Raw genomic sequence first — 15,477 nt, forward strand, 5'->3', positions numbered from 1 at the left:
TGCTTTACTTTATGATGAATTCAGGCTCCATGCCAACGGCTTCCGCGAACCGCTTGATAATGTCCAGCGAAATATTCCGTTTTCCGTTTTCGATGTTGGACACGTCCTGCTTCTTCATTCCAGACTTGTCGGCCACTTCCTGCTGCGTCAAGCCTGAACGTTGCCGGGCCAGCTTGAGAGCCAGCCCGACCGATTTTTGAAAGTCCTCGCTCATTCCGGCGTAAATATTTTAGTTACCTCGTTGTAGGTGCCAATGTATTCAAAGTCGTCTCCCTGAACTTCATAAGCGGGACATTCCGAAGGGTTTTCTTCATAATTTTTTCCCTCGTAATCAAAATCAACATAGATTTCGCGTCCTTCCAGATTTACTTTTTGCTTTGCCATTGTCGTAGTTGTTTTGCGTTTGATTGATGATGTAAAGGTAGAATATATTCTAACTTGTGTCAAGTATTTGTAAGAATATTTTCTAACTTTTTTTCTACGACAATCGGACGGTTTATTTATTGGATTTTGCGACTGGACAGAGATTTCCTGAATCACTTACGGCAATGTCACAATCGGCTGGTTCGAAATCGTTTTCAGCAACTAAGTCTTTAAGGAAGACCAAACTATTTCTGATTCCGATAAGTGTCTCAAAATCGTTGTATGCGTCAAGACGTTCGCCCCCTGCCACTTTAATTTGAAGTCGCTGAATTTCAAAATACAGACGATCTGTCTGACGTTGGATGTGATGTGCTACCATTTTCGGACGTTTTTAAACCATTTTAGATAAGCGTTCAAGCACAGCTTTCTTTTTTTCGGGGGAAAGTTCAACCGTGTATTTTCCTGAAAATGTTTCCTGAGCTTCTCGTCCCACAGTATTGGCAATGGCCCACGCCTTTTCTTTGATGTATATCAAGCCACTCGGTTGCCATTTTTTTAGGATCAATCCATTGATCCGGAGCACTTCTTTCTGGGAGCCAAATAGGATTAGATCAGCATAATAGGGAGCGACGTCATTGCGACTCAGCCTGGTTACGTCAGTTAGTTGTTGGTGTGATTTGATTTCCATATGGGAGGTTATTTTGACCGCAATTCATTACGATCTAGTGATTGAATCATTGCGACTGCAACGGCTGCTACTTGAACAAGTTCCTTACGAATATTTTGAAGTCGTGGTACGCCGGGCTCGGCAAAGGTGTATTCGACTACCTCTTTTGCAACCTCTCCGACTTCTTCCTGTAGTATGGCATTGTAATAGACCGGGGCATGATTTTGCTGGCCCCATTTCTCCTCCTGACGCTTTCGTTCGTTTGCTACTTCATCCAGAACGTCGCGCATGTGATGGCAATCTTCGTAGTTCATAAAACGTGTGATTTGTGAATGATAAATGATTGTAAAGAGTAGGTATTCGTAGGAGGCTTAAAAGCCAGTGCAACAATCAAGGGACATAAAACGCTAGTTGTTGCACTGGAGTTGTTGGACTATACCTTATAGTGCCAGTCGCCTGCCACCGTCCGTTTCTCGCCCACCAGATCCGTGAAGCTCAAACGTAAATCCTTCGGGTTGCAATCGCCTACCGCTTCAGGCAGGACAAACCATTCGGTAGCGGCATCACGCCCAATCATCTGCAATTCGGCTTTCCATCCCGGCACCTTCGTATGAGTAATAGTCAGGGTGCGGCTTTCTTCCTCATCCTGCGCCAGATAACAGGCTTTGACCAATAGGTCATTTCCTTCGCTCAGAAGCCAGATTGGAGGGTTTTTCTGGGCATAGCGGGCGTTAGTGCGGTTGGGATCGCCGCCAAATTCGTCCACGTAATTCTGAAAAGGGAATCCAATATAAAAGTCCTTGTGCTTGTTTTTGAACGCCCCAATCATGTTTTCCGCCCGTTTCAATGCCAGCAGAATGATCTCCAATGGCCCCTTGGCTGAAATGCCGCCCTGCTGATCCTTCCCAAATTCGTAACGAGGTTCGGCACACCAGCCGCTTTGGTGACAGAACGGCGCCCGGTCTAGGAGAGCGTTCGTTATCATGTGCGGGTTGACCGGACGCTCACCAAACGCTTTGCCGCCCGGATTGCTGTGTAGCGGCTCGGTATCATAGCGCATCCACTCGGCAACCGCGACATTCCGAAAAACGTCAATTCGATCTGAGTATCGGAACGCTGGCCGGGCATCGTTGAACGCCCACAGATACGACTGAATTAGGGCCAGTTGTTTGTTCGCGTGCATCAGAGCCACGTCCGCTTCTTTCTGTCCGTTCGCATTCTGATCGATGCCTTTGAATGGCACTAGCTGGCCGTACAGCATTGCTTCGTGGTCGGTGGAACGGGTGACGCGGGCACCGTCTTTGATAATGTACTTACCGCTGGCATCTTTGTCGTACCATGTTCCGTGCGACCAGGTGACGGGGAAGTAGTTGCCGTTTCCAACCGCCCCGCCCCACTTTTTCAGCATCAGGATATAGGGGTGATCGGATGAGGAATAAGGGCGATTTTTGTCCGGGCCGGTCAGGTAGTTGAGCAGATTATCTTTGTCCTCCTTGTTCCACTGCTTACCGCCCGCGTTAATCAGTCCGTCGGAGTAGGTGAAGGGGCGCAGCGCGAATCCTTTTTCAGCCCCCAGCTCGCAAACGCGGTCGTAGAGCATCCCCAGGAATCGGTATTGGTCGGCTTGCTTGAGGTTGTGTTCGGGGATTTTGCCCGCCTGCACGTTGTCCAAACTGCTGTGCTGATTCGTTTCAACATCAAAGGTGATGAAATCAACACCCGCGCCCTGGCCTTGAACGTTCAAAAATTCATCCAGAATGAACGGTGCCAGGTAATCGACGGTCGGTTTGTGGGTCACCATGCGGTGCATCACAATGTTGTCGATTTTGGGCCCGGCGCACAGTTGCATCAGACGAACGTAAACCGCATCCTGATCCGGGTTGCCCCCAGACTCCCGGATTGCTTTGGCCCGTCTGCCTGCCCAGATTCCCGCCATTTCGTACAAATGGGCATCGTACATGAACGCGGCTCGACGGCTGGCCGGTTCAGAATCCTTCGTGAAAAATGGTTGATCGCCCTGACGTAGTTTCGGGTAGGCGTGAATGTGACTTGCGCCCATTTCGATAACCGGGCATTGGGTGTAGGTGCCAAAAACCGGGAAGTGCCAGATAAACACGATAGCCCCACTGCTGCGTATCCTACGAAAACGGTTTGGATTCAGTACGAATTGGGCCTGCTGTTCGGCAAACGCTACGTGATTACCCTGCGGACGGGGATTCTTGACCGGAACCGCTTCGAAAACAACGGGGTCAGATTCGGTTACCGACGTTCCTCTGAAGTCCTTCGCCGGAATGTCGATTCGGGCCTGCTGCGGGGTGTCAGGTTTTGGTTCTTCCGGCCGGGGTGTCGGGGTCGGCGGTTCAGGGGTTGGCGTGGGCGGCTGGCCGCTGCGGGGCATGAGGATGTATTCGGCTTCAATTTCCTTCCGCATGGCGTCACGTCCGGCTTGTTCGGCGCTCGATAGCCGTTTTTCATAGCTATCCTTCAAATCCTTTACCTCGTTTCTGTGCCGATCCACTTGAATGTCTAATTCGTTTTGGTGGGCCGTCTTTAATGCGTCAATCTCGGCTTTCAGCAAATCAACGAGCGACTGTTGATCATACCGGCCCCACACAACGCCCATCCCAATTCCGGCGTTTACGTCGGCGGTACGGTCTTGAATGATGATTTCGGACAGCTTAGAAGGTTTGCTACTTAGGTAGTCTTGAATTTGCTTTTCAATGGATTCCATGTCTTAGAATAGTTTAGCTTGTTCGCCCCGCTTGCTGGCTATATCCTTTTCCAGTCGGGCAATGGTGGATTCTAAACAGGCGAGTTGATGCTTTGCGTCATCGGGTTTAATCTTCGGACTTGGCCCTTTAGTCCAACCCGGATAAAGCCGTTCGCGCATTCTCAATTCGCGTTTCAACTCCTTCAATTCATCATCGATCGTAATTTCTTTCGCGGGCATGGTGTCAGTGTGTCAGGGTTGATTCGGATTTTTGAAATTCAGTATGATGACGCTCGAACGATGAGGCCATTTCCTTCAAGAAAATGTCGCGGGCCTTATCGTCGGAGAAGGCAAACCAGAACTTTCGGCCCTTTATGCCTTTGTAGTTGCCCGGTACCGTCGTGCGTAGGTATTGATCGAACGACTTACACCAGTTGCGGGAATGGGAGCTACGGGGGAATTCCAGATACGTTTCGCTCGGCAGACCGCCCGTTGTGATTAAAGGCTGTTTGGCCGGGCTGGTGTCGATTTTGCGCAGCATCAACCCGCCCATGAGCACGTATTGCCGCTGATCGGGGCCGTACTGACCCCATGCCGGTTTTACCCATTCGTGGGTTGCTTCGTCAGCCCGCTTCGGGTCAGTCGCTACGTGACTGGCTTTACTCTGGCACTCCGGGCAAACTGTATCGCGGGGAATCGCGCCAAATACTGCATTGCGGGTAACGGTCACGTGGCCCCGCTTGCACTCGAAAACGTTAATATCGCCTTTGTTGAACATGGTTATTTGCGGAAAGCGGCAACAATCTGAGCTATCCCTTCACAAATGACCAGGAAGAGGATTATTGTGCCGATGAAGTGCCAGAAACTTTGGAAGATGAATTCTAAGATTTTCATTGCCTTTGTGGAGAGGTAAGGCCCGGAACCTTTGTCAGCGCCGGGCCGGTGGGTTATACAGATTCGACGGGCTGGGGCTTCTTGGCGTTGATGTGTTTCAGAACATCAATTGCCGTAATCGCATCGAACTTGTCCTCTTTGCGGTATTGGCTTTGCTCGGTTTGTTTGATTTTCGGGGCTTTGGTTAAAGCGCCCATTTCGACCAGAATTGACATGATATTGGTTCCAATACCGTGTTTTTTGGCAAACTGGCTGACGTTGAACGGGTGATAGTCGTTGAAGCTCAGTTGCATGGAAATATCATCCAGCACGGCATTGTATTTGTCAATAGAAGACTGTTCTGGTACATATTCGTCATACTCATCTGAGTATTGACGGTCTTCGGATTCTACATCACCGACCGGCAACAGCAGCGGGGCTGCTGGCAATGCCTTTTGGCCCTCTGGAAGCATGTGGGATTCGTCGGTAATAACCTGGGCTTCTGCATCTTCAATATCGACCTTCTTGTCAAAGTTGATTTCGGTCTGATTGGCGTTTACGGATTTATGTCCCTTCAATTCCAGTTCAGCCATGCGCTCCCGAAAATCTTCCTGCCAGGGTTCGGCTTTCGGATGCCACACGCCCAGAATGGAGCTTTTAACAACGGCAATGATGGAGGTATTCGTAACCCATCCTTTCATGTAGTTTTCGGCCCGCTTCTCAGCATCCACCACATCCGATGCAGCCACCAAATGATTTTCGTTCGAGGTTTTACCGTCGCCGTAATCGGTTTGGATGGTCACTTTGTAGAAATCACCCCCTACAAACGTATCGTACACGTTGCTATAGGTGGTTTCTTTGATGGCTTTTACACCAAAATCTTTCAGACGTTCTTTCAGTATTTCGTGGAGCTGCGTTTCAACATCGCTAAACGAAACACCGTCATGCAGGAATGATTCGGAGATTGTTTTCCATTTACCGTTGACGTCCTGCGTCCGGTATTTGACATTGGATTGATACCACTGAGACATGATTGTAGAAGGGGTTTTGAGAGTGAGTAAGTGAGAATGAATTACCAAGGGGTTTCTTCGTCAGCGTCTTCGTTATACTCGTCCTCATCTTGGTTTTCTGCGGGTTTTGCGCCCGTTTCCAGCAGACGTTTGTTCATTTCCCGAATGTCATAGGGGCTGATCGGGCGGGCTTTAATCTGCTGCGCCCGGTATTCTGCGATTTCCTGGGTGACGGGGTTGATCGCGTAAATGGCCGACGGGTTAAAGAAGCGGGTGAATTCGGGCTGCTCATCGACGGCGGGAACATCAACACGTACCATGCTGGCACCCGCTACAACCTGTTCAGTTAGTTTTCCAGCAATCTGCTGATGACCGAAAAGCTCAACAATGGCGAATAATTCAAGGGGTTGATTTGCTTGTGACATGAAAAAGTGAGTTAAAAGGTGAGTTAAAAAGTGTGCGGTTAGAGTCCGACAACAAGCCGGGCGCTGTCGATAATGTCTTGATTCTTCGTTTTGAGGCCCGTAAAGTGGGTGTATTCGTCGGGCGTCCATTTCTTTGATTTGGGCTGAATGAGCACATGGCCAAACCCGAAATGTTCCAGTACCTCGACCATCAGTTTACCCGTTGCGTGATTCTGTCCGACGTCCTTGCTGACCCGTTCCCGAACACCCGATGTGTAGCGGGCTTTTGCCTCGACGCTGGCGTTTGCCATCCGTGCAGGCAGCTTGACCGTGTGGTAGTTGGCGGTTTTGTTAAGCCAGCCCGCTTCCACGAAAAAGAATACATTGTCGGGGTCTTCCGTCTGTAGCCATTCGAGCCACTGCGCGAAAGGCATTGCTTTTGAGAAGATCAACCGGCGTTCGGTTCGACTCCAGACCGATACGCCAGAGGCTTTGATGTCGGGATCGATCCCCACGCAGTAGGGCGTTTGCTTGTGGATGGGCATTTGAAAGGCCATGATCAGAGATTTTCTTCGGTTAAATTTTCGGGGACATTATCACGACGGCGCCGTTCCTCATCAATCATTGTCACCACGTCGGACACTTCGCGGGCCGCAGCCTGTTTGCGCAAATCGGATAGTTCGGCTTCGCTGGCGTGCTGGATTGTTTTTTTTAGGTCTGCCAGGTATTGCTCATAGCTGGACATGGGCGAAGGGGGCGTTTCAACGGTGGGCGTTCCTTTTACCCGGTTGGCTATTTTGTCCCTGAGCATGTCCGGCAGTTGAAGCTCTTCCATCTTTTCGGCCAGCTTTATGTTCTGGTTTGCGCCCTCTTCAACCCGGAATTGCGACGCCCGACTTTCGCGCCACTCGGCTTTTTCTTGGAGGTACTTGCCGAAAAACTCGCTGAGAACCTGCACGTCAACCCGGTTAAAAATCTTCCCGTATTGTCCCGTCTTCGCCCGCTTCAGGCACAGAATCAAATCTTTCAGCGATTCGGTCGGGTAGCTATCAATCCAGAGCTGACCCGCTTCAAACACTTGCAGGGGTGTCATGCGCTCGGACGTGTTCAAACTGTCGTCAAACCGCTTGATGATGGCGCAAACCAGCTTTAGCACCATCGGCTGACCAATTGACGCCCTGATCTGGAAAATCTTTTTGGCTTGCTCGGCTTCGACCAGGTTAACCGATTCCTGCAACATCAGCAGGTGAATGGCTGCGGTATCGGGCAGGGTGTTAGCAATTTCAAGTGCCGTAGTATCCTTCAATGAGTTGATCAAGCTCAGTTCCGAAGTTTTCGGGCTGGCTGCTACCGTTTGAGCGCCGGTTCGTGCGATGTGTGCCATTTGTGGCTTGTCTTGCTGGCTCATGGTATTCGATGATTTCACTAGTCCAAGATTCTTTGTTGAGGTACGTCTCTGGATTTTTCCGCTTTGACACGTCGGGCGTTGAGAGTACATAGGGGCCGGTGTGGGCTAGGGCGGCTTGTCGCTGCTCGTCGGTGAGCCGGTTCCATTTTCGTTCGCAGGGCTTACGGTCTATTTTTTTCTCGTAAGCGTCCCACCACACATCAAAGGGAATATTGATCGGCTGGGGCGGTTTCTTTGGCGGCTTGCCCGGTTTGGGAGAAGGGGGGGCAGCGGAACCGGGGGAAGAGGGCTTTTCTGGTTCTGGATCGGTCAACTCATTTTCTCCAGTCTCCCCACCGCGCGACTCGTCGCGGATTGGTTCTTGTGGTTTATTTATTTCAGGTTTTATTTCCCCTTTTATTTCTAATTTTATTTCTAACCATATATATAGCTCTTTAAGATTTTTAAAGAGGCTCTTTAAAATTTTTAAATACCCTCTTTCAGATTTTGAAACCCCCTCTTTAAGATTTTTAAAGAGGCTCTTTAAGATTTTTAAAGAGTACCCATCCCCCTCTTTAAGATTTTTAAAGAGGGTCATTAAAGTTTTTAAAGAGGGGTAGATAAGTCGCTGATTGCCAGTAGCGTTATTGTCCTCCACTACCAAGTACTCCTTAATTCGCAGGGATTTAACGGACAAGCTCACGGTCGTTTCGGTAACCCGCATGTTGCCCGCCAATGTCCTGTTGAGTGCCCGGCATTCACCGGACAAAGACAGTAGTACTACCTGAGCCAAAAGGACGCGCTCAGTCAGGTTCAAATCCTTCAAGGATAGGATTGACTCAGGTAGCCATATGCCGGTAAATTCATTCATTAGAATGGCAATGTTGAGGGTAACTCCTGAAAGATTGATTTGAGGTCAGACCGCGAGAAATGGGCTAGATTGCGGTTAAATCCGGGGTCTTGGATTCCCCACCCATCTAGCGGCACCTGATCGAAATCAATGCCTTTGTAGGAAAATGAGTAGCGGAAAATGGAAAGCTGGCGTCTGAAGTGCTCCAGCATGTAAATCAGGTCGGTATTGTGGTCCAATCCTGAACCAGCCATTCGAACCCGAAATGAGAAATGGATTCGCCTATCGTAATAAGCCCTTTCCGGGTTGACAATCCGTTTGACCGCCGACAGGTACCGAAAAGCCTGCATGATGGCTTCGGTATTAATAATGCCCCGCTTTAGCTCCCAGACCGTAATCAGTACATTTCTTAAAACTCTTGGCTCTGTGAAGTCCATTTCACGGCCTGCAAACTCAACTGAAATCAAATCGGCAATACCGTACTTGCCTAGCGGAACCTGCCTGAGCAGTTTACCTTCAATGTCTAGTCCGCGATAAGAAAGAAACTCCCGACCTTCGGGCGTGCTGGCCGCATCCCAAATCATGTCTTCCAATTCTTTTTCCAGAATGTCCATAGGTTGCCGTTGGTTACTAGCGAGAAAAGAAATACAGCATCACGGCAGAAGCCGCGAAAAACAGGATTGCAAAAAGGGACAGAAGGCCCATCAGGACCGAAAAAACCGGGTCGGTGTCTTGATTTTTAAACATGGTGTTACAGGGGTTTAGAATTCGATTGATGCTTGAGAAGCAAGTCAAAGAAGGCTATTTCGGCGGTCTGCTCTACGACTGAATTGCCAATGGCACGGTGAAGATCTTCCTCAAAGTTGTACCCATTAACAGTATAGACCATCCGGGATTCAACCGTACGGGGCGGTTCGTAATCGTATTGGAAATAGCCTTGTCCTGCTGGCCACTGAGCTCGCCCCTTCTTGCCATTGAGGATAGGTTCCAGTCGGCTGACTGACTCCCTCGTTTGGCCTTCCATTTCCTTTCCTGTGAAGCGTAAGGGGTCGGCCATTTCTTCACGGCCCCAGAAAGTTTGTCGGCTTTCGTCCCATTCGCTTGATTTTGGTAGTCTCCCCTCGTTGTGCAAGGCGTCGGCCAGTTGGCAACCTGGGTTGCCAACGTCGGGGAGTTCCTGGGCACTTTCTCCGGATGAGAGTTCGCAACTGAAGTTGTTGGCGTTGACCAGTGTTTCACCTGTTCGCTGAGCTTCGGCGAGAAGTCTTCCCGCGTACTGCCACCATGATCTTGTGACATTGGGGTTCGCCAAGACAGCAAGGATAAACAGCCGGTCCCTCTCGTGTGGTGCGCCAACTTCTTCCGCAGAGTAGATTCCGCTCTCAACTGCGTAACCCATATCTCGAAGGCTTCGGTAAACTTCAGCGTATCCCATTGAGAGGTGGCCGCTGACATTTTCGAAGAAGCACCAAACAGGTTTAATTGCCGCAATCGATCGCTGTATATACGGCCAAAGGTGTCTTGGGTCATCTTCGCCTTTGCGTTGACCGGCGAGGCTAAAAGGCTGGCAGGGATAGCCGCCAATGATTCCGTCAATGCGGTTTCGAAGCGGTTGCGGGTTGAAGGTTTTAAGATTCGTCCAGATAGGTGACGGAGCCAGTAAACCCGCTTCCATTGCAGCCAGAAGGTTTTCGCAGATAAAGGCTTCGATTTCCACATAAGCGGCAACTCGGATTGACTGAAATACTCGTTCAAGTCCTCTTTCGAGTCCGCGAAGTCCTGGACAAAAGCTGAGGATAACGGGTGATTCTTCGGAAGTATCCACATATTGCATGAATCATTTCTGATAAGTAGTTATGCGAAACGCCCCACCGTTCAGCGCGTAAAACCATTCTTGATGGGCGCCCCAAATCCGGTCGTCATCCGTTGACATGCGGATCAGTCCAACGACAATGCGGTTACAAATGGTTATTCGTAGCAAGGGCGGATACGCGGGGTTGTGAATGTGCCCGTTGTAGAAGTACGTTGCTGATTTCCAGGCTTGCCGGACCAGCCTAAAGCCCGTGTAGTTGTGGTATTGCCGTCCGCAGTCGAACACCACACAAAGTGCCTGAAACGTGTTGTTCCAGTCGGTTTTATCGTCACAGCCGGGCAGTAAGTCCCACAGGTCAGCGACGATAGCGCGGGCCGTTGCGGTGGCTGATGGTTTGCTATCAGTCTTCATAGCCCCCACTCGCTTTCAGTAATAACATAGTGACAATAAATGCACTCGTGAACGTAGGTCCAGAACGGGACAGTGTGTTCAACAATACCCCTCTGTACGAGATCGCAATTGGGGCAGCAGATATCTTCTGCATGGGTCGGCACTTCAACACCATTGGCGTTGTTGGCTGGTTCAGGATTCATAAGTAAGGGGCGATAAATACGAGGAAAGTACCGTACACAATTGCAGCAAGACAAGCCATTACAACCGGCCAAACATCAGGGAACCAGTCCAGCACCACCGCTTTTACCCGGTTACGGGCTCTGCGAAACCAACCCTGATACAGTGAATCATAGATAACGATAGCCGCGAACAGGATTGAAATGCTGATGAACTGCACCCACAGCGAGGTATGATGATAGGCACCGTAGGCAGAAGGGGCAAACAGAAGCGCCGTCCATATATATAAGGTGTTCATGACGGGTTGCCCTCCTTTCCGGCCGTCAAGCCTTTCAAGAATGTGAAGACCGTTTCTAAGTCCGGATTACGGAACGCATGACTTAAATAGTCCGTGGGATTGTCGTAGTGGTAATGGTTAGCCTTGATGTGGGCTTTACAAGCCTTTTCGGTCAGAAACCCATTTTCCAGCTTGTGTTTGATGGTGTACGAACTGAGCCTCATGTCAAACGAATTCAGCCAATCCCGCACCTCGTCCCAATCCAGAAAGATTAAGTCCTTAACGTCTTTGTAGAAGTACGGACGTCCAACGCCTTCTTCTTTGCAGATTTGCCGGATCGTTTTTTGGTTAAATTCCCCAACTTCTTCCCAATCGGCACTTAGAATCACTTTCACATCCCCGTTCAATCCTTCAGAATCGTAAACCTTTTCATCCGTCCGGATCTGGAACAGGTAAGGGGTTGCTGTGCAACGGTTGTTCTGGGTGTTGATTTCGGTCGATAGCGCAATCAGCCGCTCAAAAAGCGAGTCTTCAACTTCAATTGTCTTCATGCGGCTACAGCGGTTACAGGTTCTTTAATATCCTTTGTCCGAATCCAGTCAAACCGCTGATACGCGGGCTTGCGTCCGAACCGCTTCTCGAAATCGCCCTCGGCAATGGCTTGGGCTTTCTCTTTCGTTTCGGCTTCAATCAGTGCGAAATCGTCAATGTTGGTGCGAGTGGCCGGGTCATAAACCCGGCACAGGAACGAATGGCTTTTCATCAGATCGAGAGGTTAGCGGTTAGGGCCATGTCTTGATTCTGCACCCGCATGATGGAGTAGGTATAGCCGCCGTGCTCGATGTAGAGCACCGAGCGGAACGTCGGGCGTCTCTTGATCATTACAGGCTTGATCATGATTCGACGGCGACCGGGCAGTTTCAGTACTTGACCCGCATCAGCCAGCGTCACCCGGCCCACGGCAGTAACACCCGCTGGGCTGGTGCGCGAGATTTGTAGGTAGTGCTGGCCGGGCAGGATTTGGGGAGATGAAAGAGAATTCATAGCTTTGCCTTATTATTTGTTTGATTTTCTACAGGCCCGGCGCGATGACCGGGCTTTGTGTTTACTAAGTATGCTTACAAAAATAATAATTAAATTTAGATAAACTAAGTATACTTAGTTTTTTAAACAAATTTTTTAGACAACGCTGCTTACAACCTTGAAATACTCCTGACGGGCCTCTTTGAGTTTTTGTTCGGCCATCTCCACTTCTGAGAGTTTTTTGCCACTTCTTTTATATTGAATGGACTTCAGTACGGGTAATATGTTTTCATCCTTCGATAATCCGTAGAAAACATTACGTACAATATTGCGCGTGTACTCTCTAGATTGCTTAGGCAGCAACCCTTCTTCCTTTAATACAGGTAAAACCAAATCAACGGCCTCCTCTATCTTTAAGCCCATATCTGCCGCTACCTCAAAAAGTTCTTCTTTTAGAGTTTTCATAAGTAAATTTATTTAAATTTGTAAGCAGGTTTATTGATAACAACTATTTCCAGCATTTAACTAAGCTTGCTTACAAATTTAAATAAGTTTACTTATATTTCAATATGGAAACGCAAAAAAAATCTAAGCCTAAAAAGTCCGTCAATCCGGAGGTAAGAAAGGCTATTGATCGGGCTATGGAATTTATCTCTGAAAAAGGGATTGGAGAGGTTGCAGAACGTCTTGGAGTAAGTAGTGCATCAATCTACATGGTCAGAAATGGCAAGAGTCATAGTTTCAATTTTGAAAATTTGATGCTCTTGGCCCAGAGTTATCCCGAAATGGATATTGATTATGTTCTGACTGGAGTTGCCGCAAAAGGCAATGGTTCGAAATCTACAGACGCTTTGCCGCTAATTAAAAGACTGCAAGAAGAGAACCGCCAATTGAAGGAGCTTTTAGAAGCAACAAGGGAGGCAAAAGATGCGTATAAGGACGCTTTGGATATGAAAAAATCCACTTCAATCCCTTTCCACAAGGTAGATGAGTATGACGCAGGCCAGCAATTGATAATTGAAGGAATGAATTATCGGGGATATTACCGCCCCGCATCACAACTTTTCAATAGACTCATTAGCTGACCACTCATCTACCAGGCAGGATATTTCCTGTCAGCGTAAATAAGGGAAGCAGCGGGAAAAAATAAGGCAAAAAATCGGTAAAAAAGGTACGAGTTTGGGTAAAACCACCCTCCTATTCCAAATAAACCGCTTTTAAACCCCAAAACTTGTCCCCGCTACTTCTTCTGCAAAAACCGTGCAGAATCTAAAACCGCCCTTCGCTGGCGGTTTTTTCTTTTTCATCCCGGCGCTTTTCTAGCAGCGTCAGTGCAGAATGTCAAAAATCAATTGCTTCAGAATACCCGCTTCGGTCAACGTAGGGGTGTCAACTCCTTTGCAGTGGGCGTCGGCCTGACGAATGGACCGCAGAATACCCGCCACTTTCCACAACGGATAGGCCCGGGCGGTTTGCAGGTAATCCTTGACGAAGAACGTATGCACGCTCAGCAAGGTAGCCAGCGCCTTTTCGGACTGATCCCGGGAGGCCTGGACCATCAGAACCTTCGTAAAAAATTGGTATAGGATAATCAGCATGGGCGGCAACGGATTATCCTTGGGATTTCGCCCGAAATAATCAACAATCCGGTTGGCTTTCACCACATCCCGCAGGGTCAGGGCTTTCTGGAGTTCAAAAACGTTGTACTCTTTGCTGATGCCGACGAGTCGCTCTACGGTTTCGGCGCTGATCTCTTCCCCCGGTTTGAGGTTGATCTTGATTTTATCGATCTCCCCGGCGAGTCGCTTTAAATCATTACCGATGTAATCAAACAGCATCTGAATGGCTTTCAGACTGATTTTGGCGTTCTGCTGGCGGCAGTAATCGCCGATCCAGTCCGGCACCTTGTTATCGTACAGCTTTTTGGCATTGAGTAACACCCCTTTCTGTCCGACCGCTTTGGCCAGCGCCTTCCGTTCATCATAGGCCCCGGTATGGCACAACACCAGCACCGTCGATGGCAACGGAGCCTTCACGTAGTCCTCCAGCAACCCCTGATTGGCTTTTTCCCCAAAACCACCCAATTGCTGCGCTTCCTTCACCAGAACCAGCTGACGTTCGGCCATAAACGGATAACGCCGAGCCATGTTCATCACCGCCCCGACCTGCACATCTTTGCCAAAGACAACAAACTGATTAAAGCCTTTCTCGTGGTCGGGCACCACCGTTTTTTCGATTTCCTCCGCAATCAGATCCAGAAAATACGGTTCCTCCCCGTGCAATAGATAAACCGGCGAGAAATTTTTCCTGCGAATGTCTTTGAGAATCTGTTCAATAGCCGGCGTCATAACGATAATCTATATACGTAATCCATTCTTCATGGGAAGGGCGGGTTGGGCGCTTCTCCATCGATCAGAAAAGCCGCTACATGCCGCTGCAGATCGGGAAAAAACTGCCCAAACGAAACCTCAAAACTACGGTAATTCGCCTTTAAATCCTCAACCGCCGTATCCAGATTCGACGGAAAAGCCGTTCGGCGGGCCATCCCTTTCAAACTCCGATCGATGCCTTCCAGTCCTTGGTAATTGGTCAGCCAGTCCTGCTGAATCATGTACTCGCTCATGCGCCGGGCTCCCTCGGGCAGCTGCTGCCGGTGCGTTGTCAGAAATTGATAAAAGCCCCGGACAAAAACCGGCAACGAGAGCGCAGCGAATTCGGCAAAATGAACGGCCAGAAAATGATCCATGAAGACATCGATGGCCGCGCCGGCGTATTTGTGGCACCGGGGCCGCAGCACCACCCGCATTTCTTCGATCAACGGGTGCTGATCGGTGAAGAAATCAATCCGGCGATGCAGCCAGATACCGCGCTGCACCGGAGCCGACAAGGCATGACGGGGGTGGCCGGGATGTCCTTTGACGAAATCCGCGATAAAATTGCCGATAAGTAATCCCTCATCATGGCCTGACAGGAAGGCGTGCGCTAAGATATTCATTCCAATTCACCTACAGATGCGGGTCGCCCTGCACAAACGTCGCTTCAAACCCTTCCGAAGGCTGATACTGAACGGTTTCTACACCGAATTTACGCAAAAATTCAACTCCCTCGTCCGTGGGTATCCCCTTATACTGCGCGTACGAGTGCAGAAAAACCACCTTCGCAATTTTCATGCTGAAAATGATCCGGGCGCAGGCAATGCAGGGCGACAGGGTGACGTAAATCGTCGCGCCTTCGATGCCAGCCCCGTTTTTGGCCGCGTACAAAATCGCGTTCTGTTCGGCGTGCAGGGCCAGCGAACAACTTCCTTTCGAATCACGCGGGCAACCCACTGCGGGAAATTCCTCGTCGCAGTTGTGGGTACCAGCCGGCGGCCCATTGTACCCGATCGAAATAATCCGGGTGTCTTTGGTCAGTACGGCGCCAACCTGGGCTTTTATGCAATGCGACCGTCTTGAAAGATTAACGGCCAATTCCATAAAAATATCATCAAAATGCGGTTTTGTCATCGAGCTATAGTCAAGCGGAAACGG

General features: G+C 49.4%; 25 protein-coding genes. 1 reads left to right on the forward strand and 24 read right to left on the reverse strand.

The window, feature by feature from the left end:
- Positions 1-4 precede the first annotated feature (4 nt).
- From ACYVH9_RS26575 to ACYVH9_RS26675, 21 genes are all read right to left on the reverse strand, one after another.
- Positions 5-214: a helix-turn-helix domain-containing protein gene (locus ACYVH9_RS26575; RefSeq protein WP_460639466.1), complete on the reverse strand. Its 210-nt coding sequence runs from the start codon at positions 212-214 to the stop codon at positions 5-7.
- The gene (locus ACYVH9_RS26580; RefSeq protein ID WP_460639467.1) at positions 211-384 is read right to left on the reverse strand and encodes a hypothetical protein; all 174 of its coding nucleotides are present in this window, start codon (positions 382-384) and stop codon (positions 211-213) included. The genes ACYVH9_RS26575 and ACYVH9_RS26580 overlap by 4 nt, the downstream gene beginning before the upstream one ends.
- A 112-nt stretch (positions 385-496) precedes the next feature.
- Positions 497-742 carry a hypothetical protein gene (locus tag ACYVH9_RS26585; RefSeq protein WP_460639468.1) on the reverse strand — a complete coding sequence of 82 codons (246 nt, stop codon included), beginning with the start codon at positions 740-742 and terminating at the stop codon, positions 497-499.
- 12 nt (positions 743-754) lie between these two features.
- Entirely contained in the window at positions 755-1,051 is a 297-nt protein-coding gene (locus ACYVH9_RS26590; RefSeq protein WP_460639469.1) for a hypothetical protein, read from the reverse strand.
- Between the two features lie 8 nt (positions 1,052-1,059).
- On the reverse strand, positions 1,060-1,344 hold the full coding sequence (locus ACYVH9_RS26595; RefSeq protein WP_460639470.1) for a nucleoside triphosphate pyrophosphohydrolase family protein: 285 nt from the start codon (positions 1,342-1,344) through the stop codon (positions 1,060-1,062).
- A 119-nt stretch (positions 1,345-1,463) separates the two neighbouring features.
- The gene (locus ACYVH9_RS26600; protein ID WP_460639471.1) at positions 1,464-3,761 is read right to left on the reverse strand and encodes a hypothetical protein; all 2,298 of its coding nucleotides are present in this window, start codon (positions 3,759-3,761) and stop codon (positions 1,464-1,466) included.
- Positions 3,762-3,764: 3 nt separating this feature from the next.
- Positions 3,765-3,980, reverse strand: coding sequence for a hypothetical protein (locus tag ACYVH9_RS26605; RefSeq protein ID WP_460639472.1), 216 nt, complete (start codon positions 3,978-3,980; stop codon positions 3,765-3,767).
- 4 nt (positions 3,981-3,984) lie between these two features.
- The gene (locus ACYVH9_RS26610) at positions 3,985-4,518 is read right to left on the reverse strand and encodes a hypothetical protein (RefSeq protein ID WP_460639473.1); all 534 of its coding nucleotides are present in this window, start codon (positions 4,516-4,518) and stop codon (positions 3,985-3,987) included.
- 169 nt (positions 4,519-4,687) lie between these two features.
- Positions 4,688-5,644, reverse strand: a complete 957-nt coding sequence (locus tag ACYVH9_RS26615) for a DUF4494 family protein (protein ID WP_460639474.1) — start codon at positions 5,642-5,644, stop codon at positions 4,688-4,690.
- A 41-nt stretch (positions 5,645-5,685) separates the two neighbouring features.
- Positions 5,686-6,048 (reverse strand): hypothetical protein, encoded by a 363-nt coding sequence (locus tag ACYVH9_RS26620; RefSeq protein ID WP_460639475.1) that lies wholly within the window; start codon positions 6,046-6,048, stop codon positions 5,686-5,688.
- 38 nt (positions 6,049-6,086) lie between these two features.
- Positions 6,087-6,584, reverse strand: a complete 498-nt coding sequence (locus ACYVH9_RS26625) for a hypothetical protein (RefSeq protein WP_460639476.1) — start codon at positions 6,582-6,584, stop codon at positions 6,087-6,089.
- Between the two features lie 2 nt (positions 6,585-6,586).
- Positions 6,587-7,333, reverse strand: a complete 747-nt coding sequence (locus ACYVH9_RS26630; RefSeq protein WP_460639477.1) for a hypothetical protein — start codon at positions 7,331-7,333, stop codon at positions 6,587-6,589.
- Positions 7,311-8,285, reverse strand: a complete 975-nt coding sequence (locus ACYVH9_RS26635) for a hypothetical protein (protein ID WP_460639478.1) — start codon at positions 8,283-8,285, stop codon at positions 7,311-7,313. The genes ACYVH9_RS26630 and ACYVH9_RS26635 overlap by 23 nt, the downstream gene beginning before the upstream one ends.
- Positions 8,285-8,878: a hypothetical protein gene (locus ACYVH9_RS26640; RefSeq protein WP_460639479.1), complete on the reverse strand. Its 594-nt coding sequence runs from the start codon at positions 8,876-8,878 to the stop codon at positions 8,285-8,287. Before ACYVH9_RS26640 ends, ACYVH9_RS26635 begins: the two co-directional genes overlap by 1 nt.
- Positions 8,879-9,015: 137 nt before the next feature.
- Positions 9,016-10,098, reverse strand: a complete 1,083-nt coding sequence (locus ACYVH9_RS26645) for a DNA cytosine methyltransferase (RefSeq protein ID WP_460639480.1) — start codon at positions 10,096-10,098, stop codon at positions 9,016-9,018.
- Between the two features lie 3 nt (positions 10,099-10,101).
- On the reverse strand, positions 10,102-10,488 hold the full coding sequence (locus ACYVH9_RS26650) for a hypothetical protein (RefSeq protein ID WP_460639481.1): 387 nt from the start codon (positions 10,486-10,488) through the stop codon (positions 10,102-10,104).
- A 178-nt stretch (positions 10,489-10,666) separates the two neighbouring features.
- The gene (locus ACYVH9_RS26655; protein WP_460639482.1) at positions 10,667-10,945 is read right to left on the reverse strand and encodes a hypothetical protein; all 279 of its coding nucleotides are present in this window, start codon (positions 10,943-10,945) and stop codon (positions 10,667-10,669) included.
- Positions 10,942-11,475, reverse strand: coding sequence for a hypothetical protein (locus ACYVH9_RS26660; protein WP_460639483.1), 534 nt, complete (start codon positions 11,473-11,475; stop codon positions 10,942-10,944). The genes ACYVH9_RS26655 and ACYVH9_RS26660 overlap by 4 nt, the downstream gene beginning before the upstream one ends.
- A complete protein-coding gene (locus ACYVH9_RS26665) occupies positions 11,472-11,687 on the reverse strand; it encodes a hypothetical protein (protein ID WP_460639484.1) in 216 nt (71 codons plus the stop codon). The genes ACYVH9_RS26660 and ACYVH9_RS26665 overlap by 4 nt, the downstream gene beginning before the upstream one ends.
- Positions 11,687-11,968 (reverse strand): hypothetical protein, encoded by a 282-nt coding sequence (locus tag ACYVH9_RS26670; RefSeq protein ID WP_460639485.1) that lies wholly within the window; start codon positions 11,966-11,968, stop codon positions 11,687-11,689. Before ACYVH9_RS26670 ends, ACYVH9_RS26665 begins: the two co-directional genes overlap by 1 nt.
- Positions 11,969-12,103: 135 nt before the next feature.
- Positions 12,104-12,412 carry a hypothetical protein gene (locus ACYVH9_RS26675; protein WP_460639486.1) on the reverse strand — a complete coding sequence of 103 codons (309 nt, stop codon included), beginning with the start codon at positions 12,410-12,412 and terminating at the stop codon, positions 12,104-12,106.
- A 104-nt stretch (positions 12,413-12,516) separates the two neighbouring features.
- On the opposite strand from ACYVH9_RS26675, the gene ACYVH9_RS26680 reads away from it, so the two are divergent.
- Entirely contained in the window at positions 12,517-13,032 is a 516-nt protein-coding gene (locus ACYVH9_RS26680; RefSeq protein ID WP_460639487.1) for a hypothetical protein, read from the forward strand.
- 243 nt (positions 13,033-13,275) lie between these two features.
- On the opposite strand, the gene holA is transcribed toward ACYVH9_RS26680, so the two are convergent.
- The 3 genes from holA to ACYVH9_RS26695 are packed head-to-tail and all read right to left on the reverse strand — an operon-like array spanning position 13,276 to position 15,453.
- Positions 13,276-14,295 carry a DNA polymerase III subunit delta gene (gene holA, locus ACYVH9_RS26685; protein ID WP_460639488.1) on the reverse strand — a complete coding sequence of 340 codons (1,020 nt, stop codon included), beginning with the start codon at positions 14,293-14,295 and terminating at the stop codon, positions 13,276-13,278.
- 29 nt (positions 14,296-14,324) lie between these two features.
- Positions 14,325-14,942: an acyl carrier protein phosphodiesterase gene (locus tag ACYVH9_RS26690; protein WP_460639489.1), complete on the reverse strand. Its 618-nt coding sequence runs from the start codon at positions 14,940-14,942 to the stop codon at positions 14,325-14,327.
- A gap of 10 nt (positions 14,943-14,952) precedes the next feature.
- On the reverse strand, positions 14,953-15,453 hold the full coding sequence (locus ACYVH9_RS26695; protein WP_460639490.1) for a deoxycytidylate deaminase: 501 nt from the start codon (positions 15,451-15,453) through the stop codon (positions 14,953-14,955).
- Positions 15,454-15,477 lie beyond the last annotated feature (24 nt).

The organism is Larkinella harenae, from assembly GCF_054780515.1.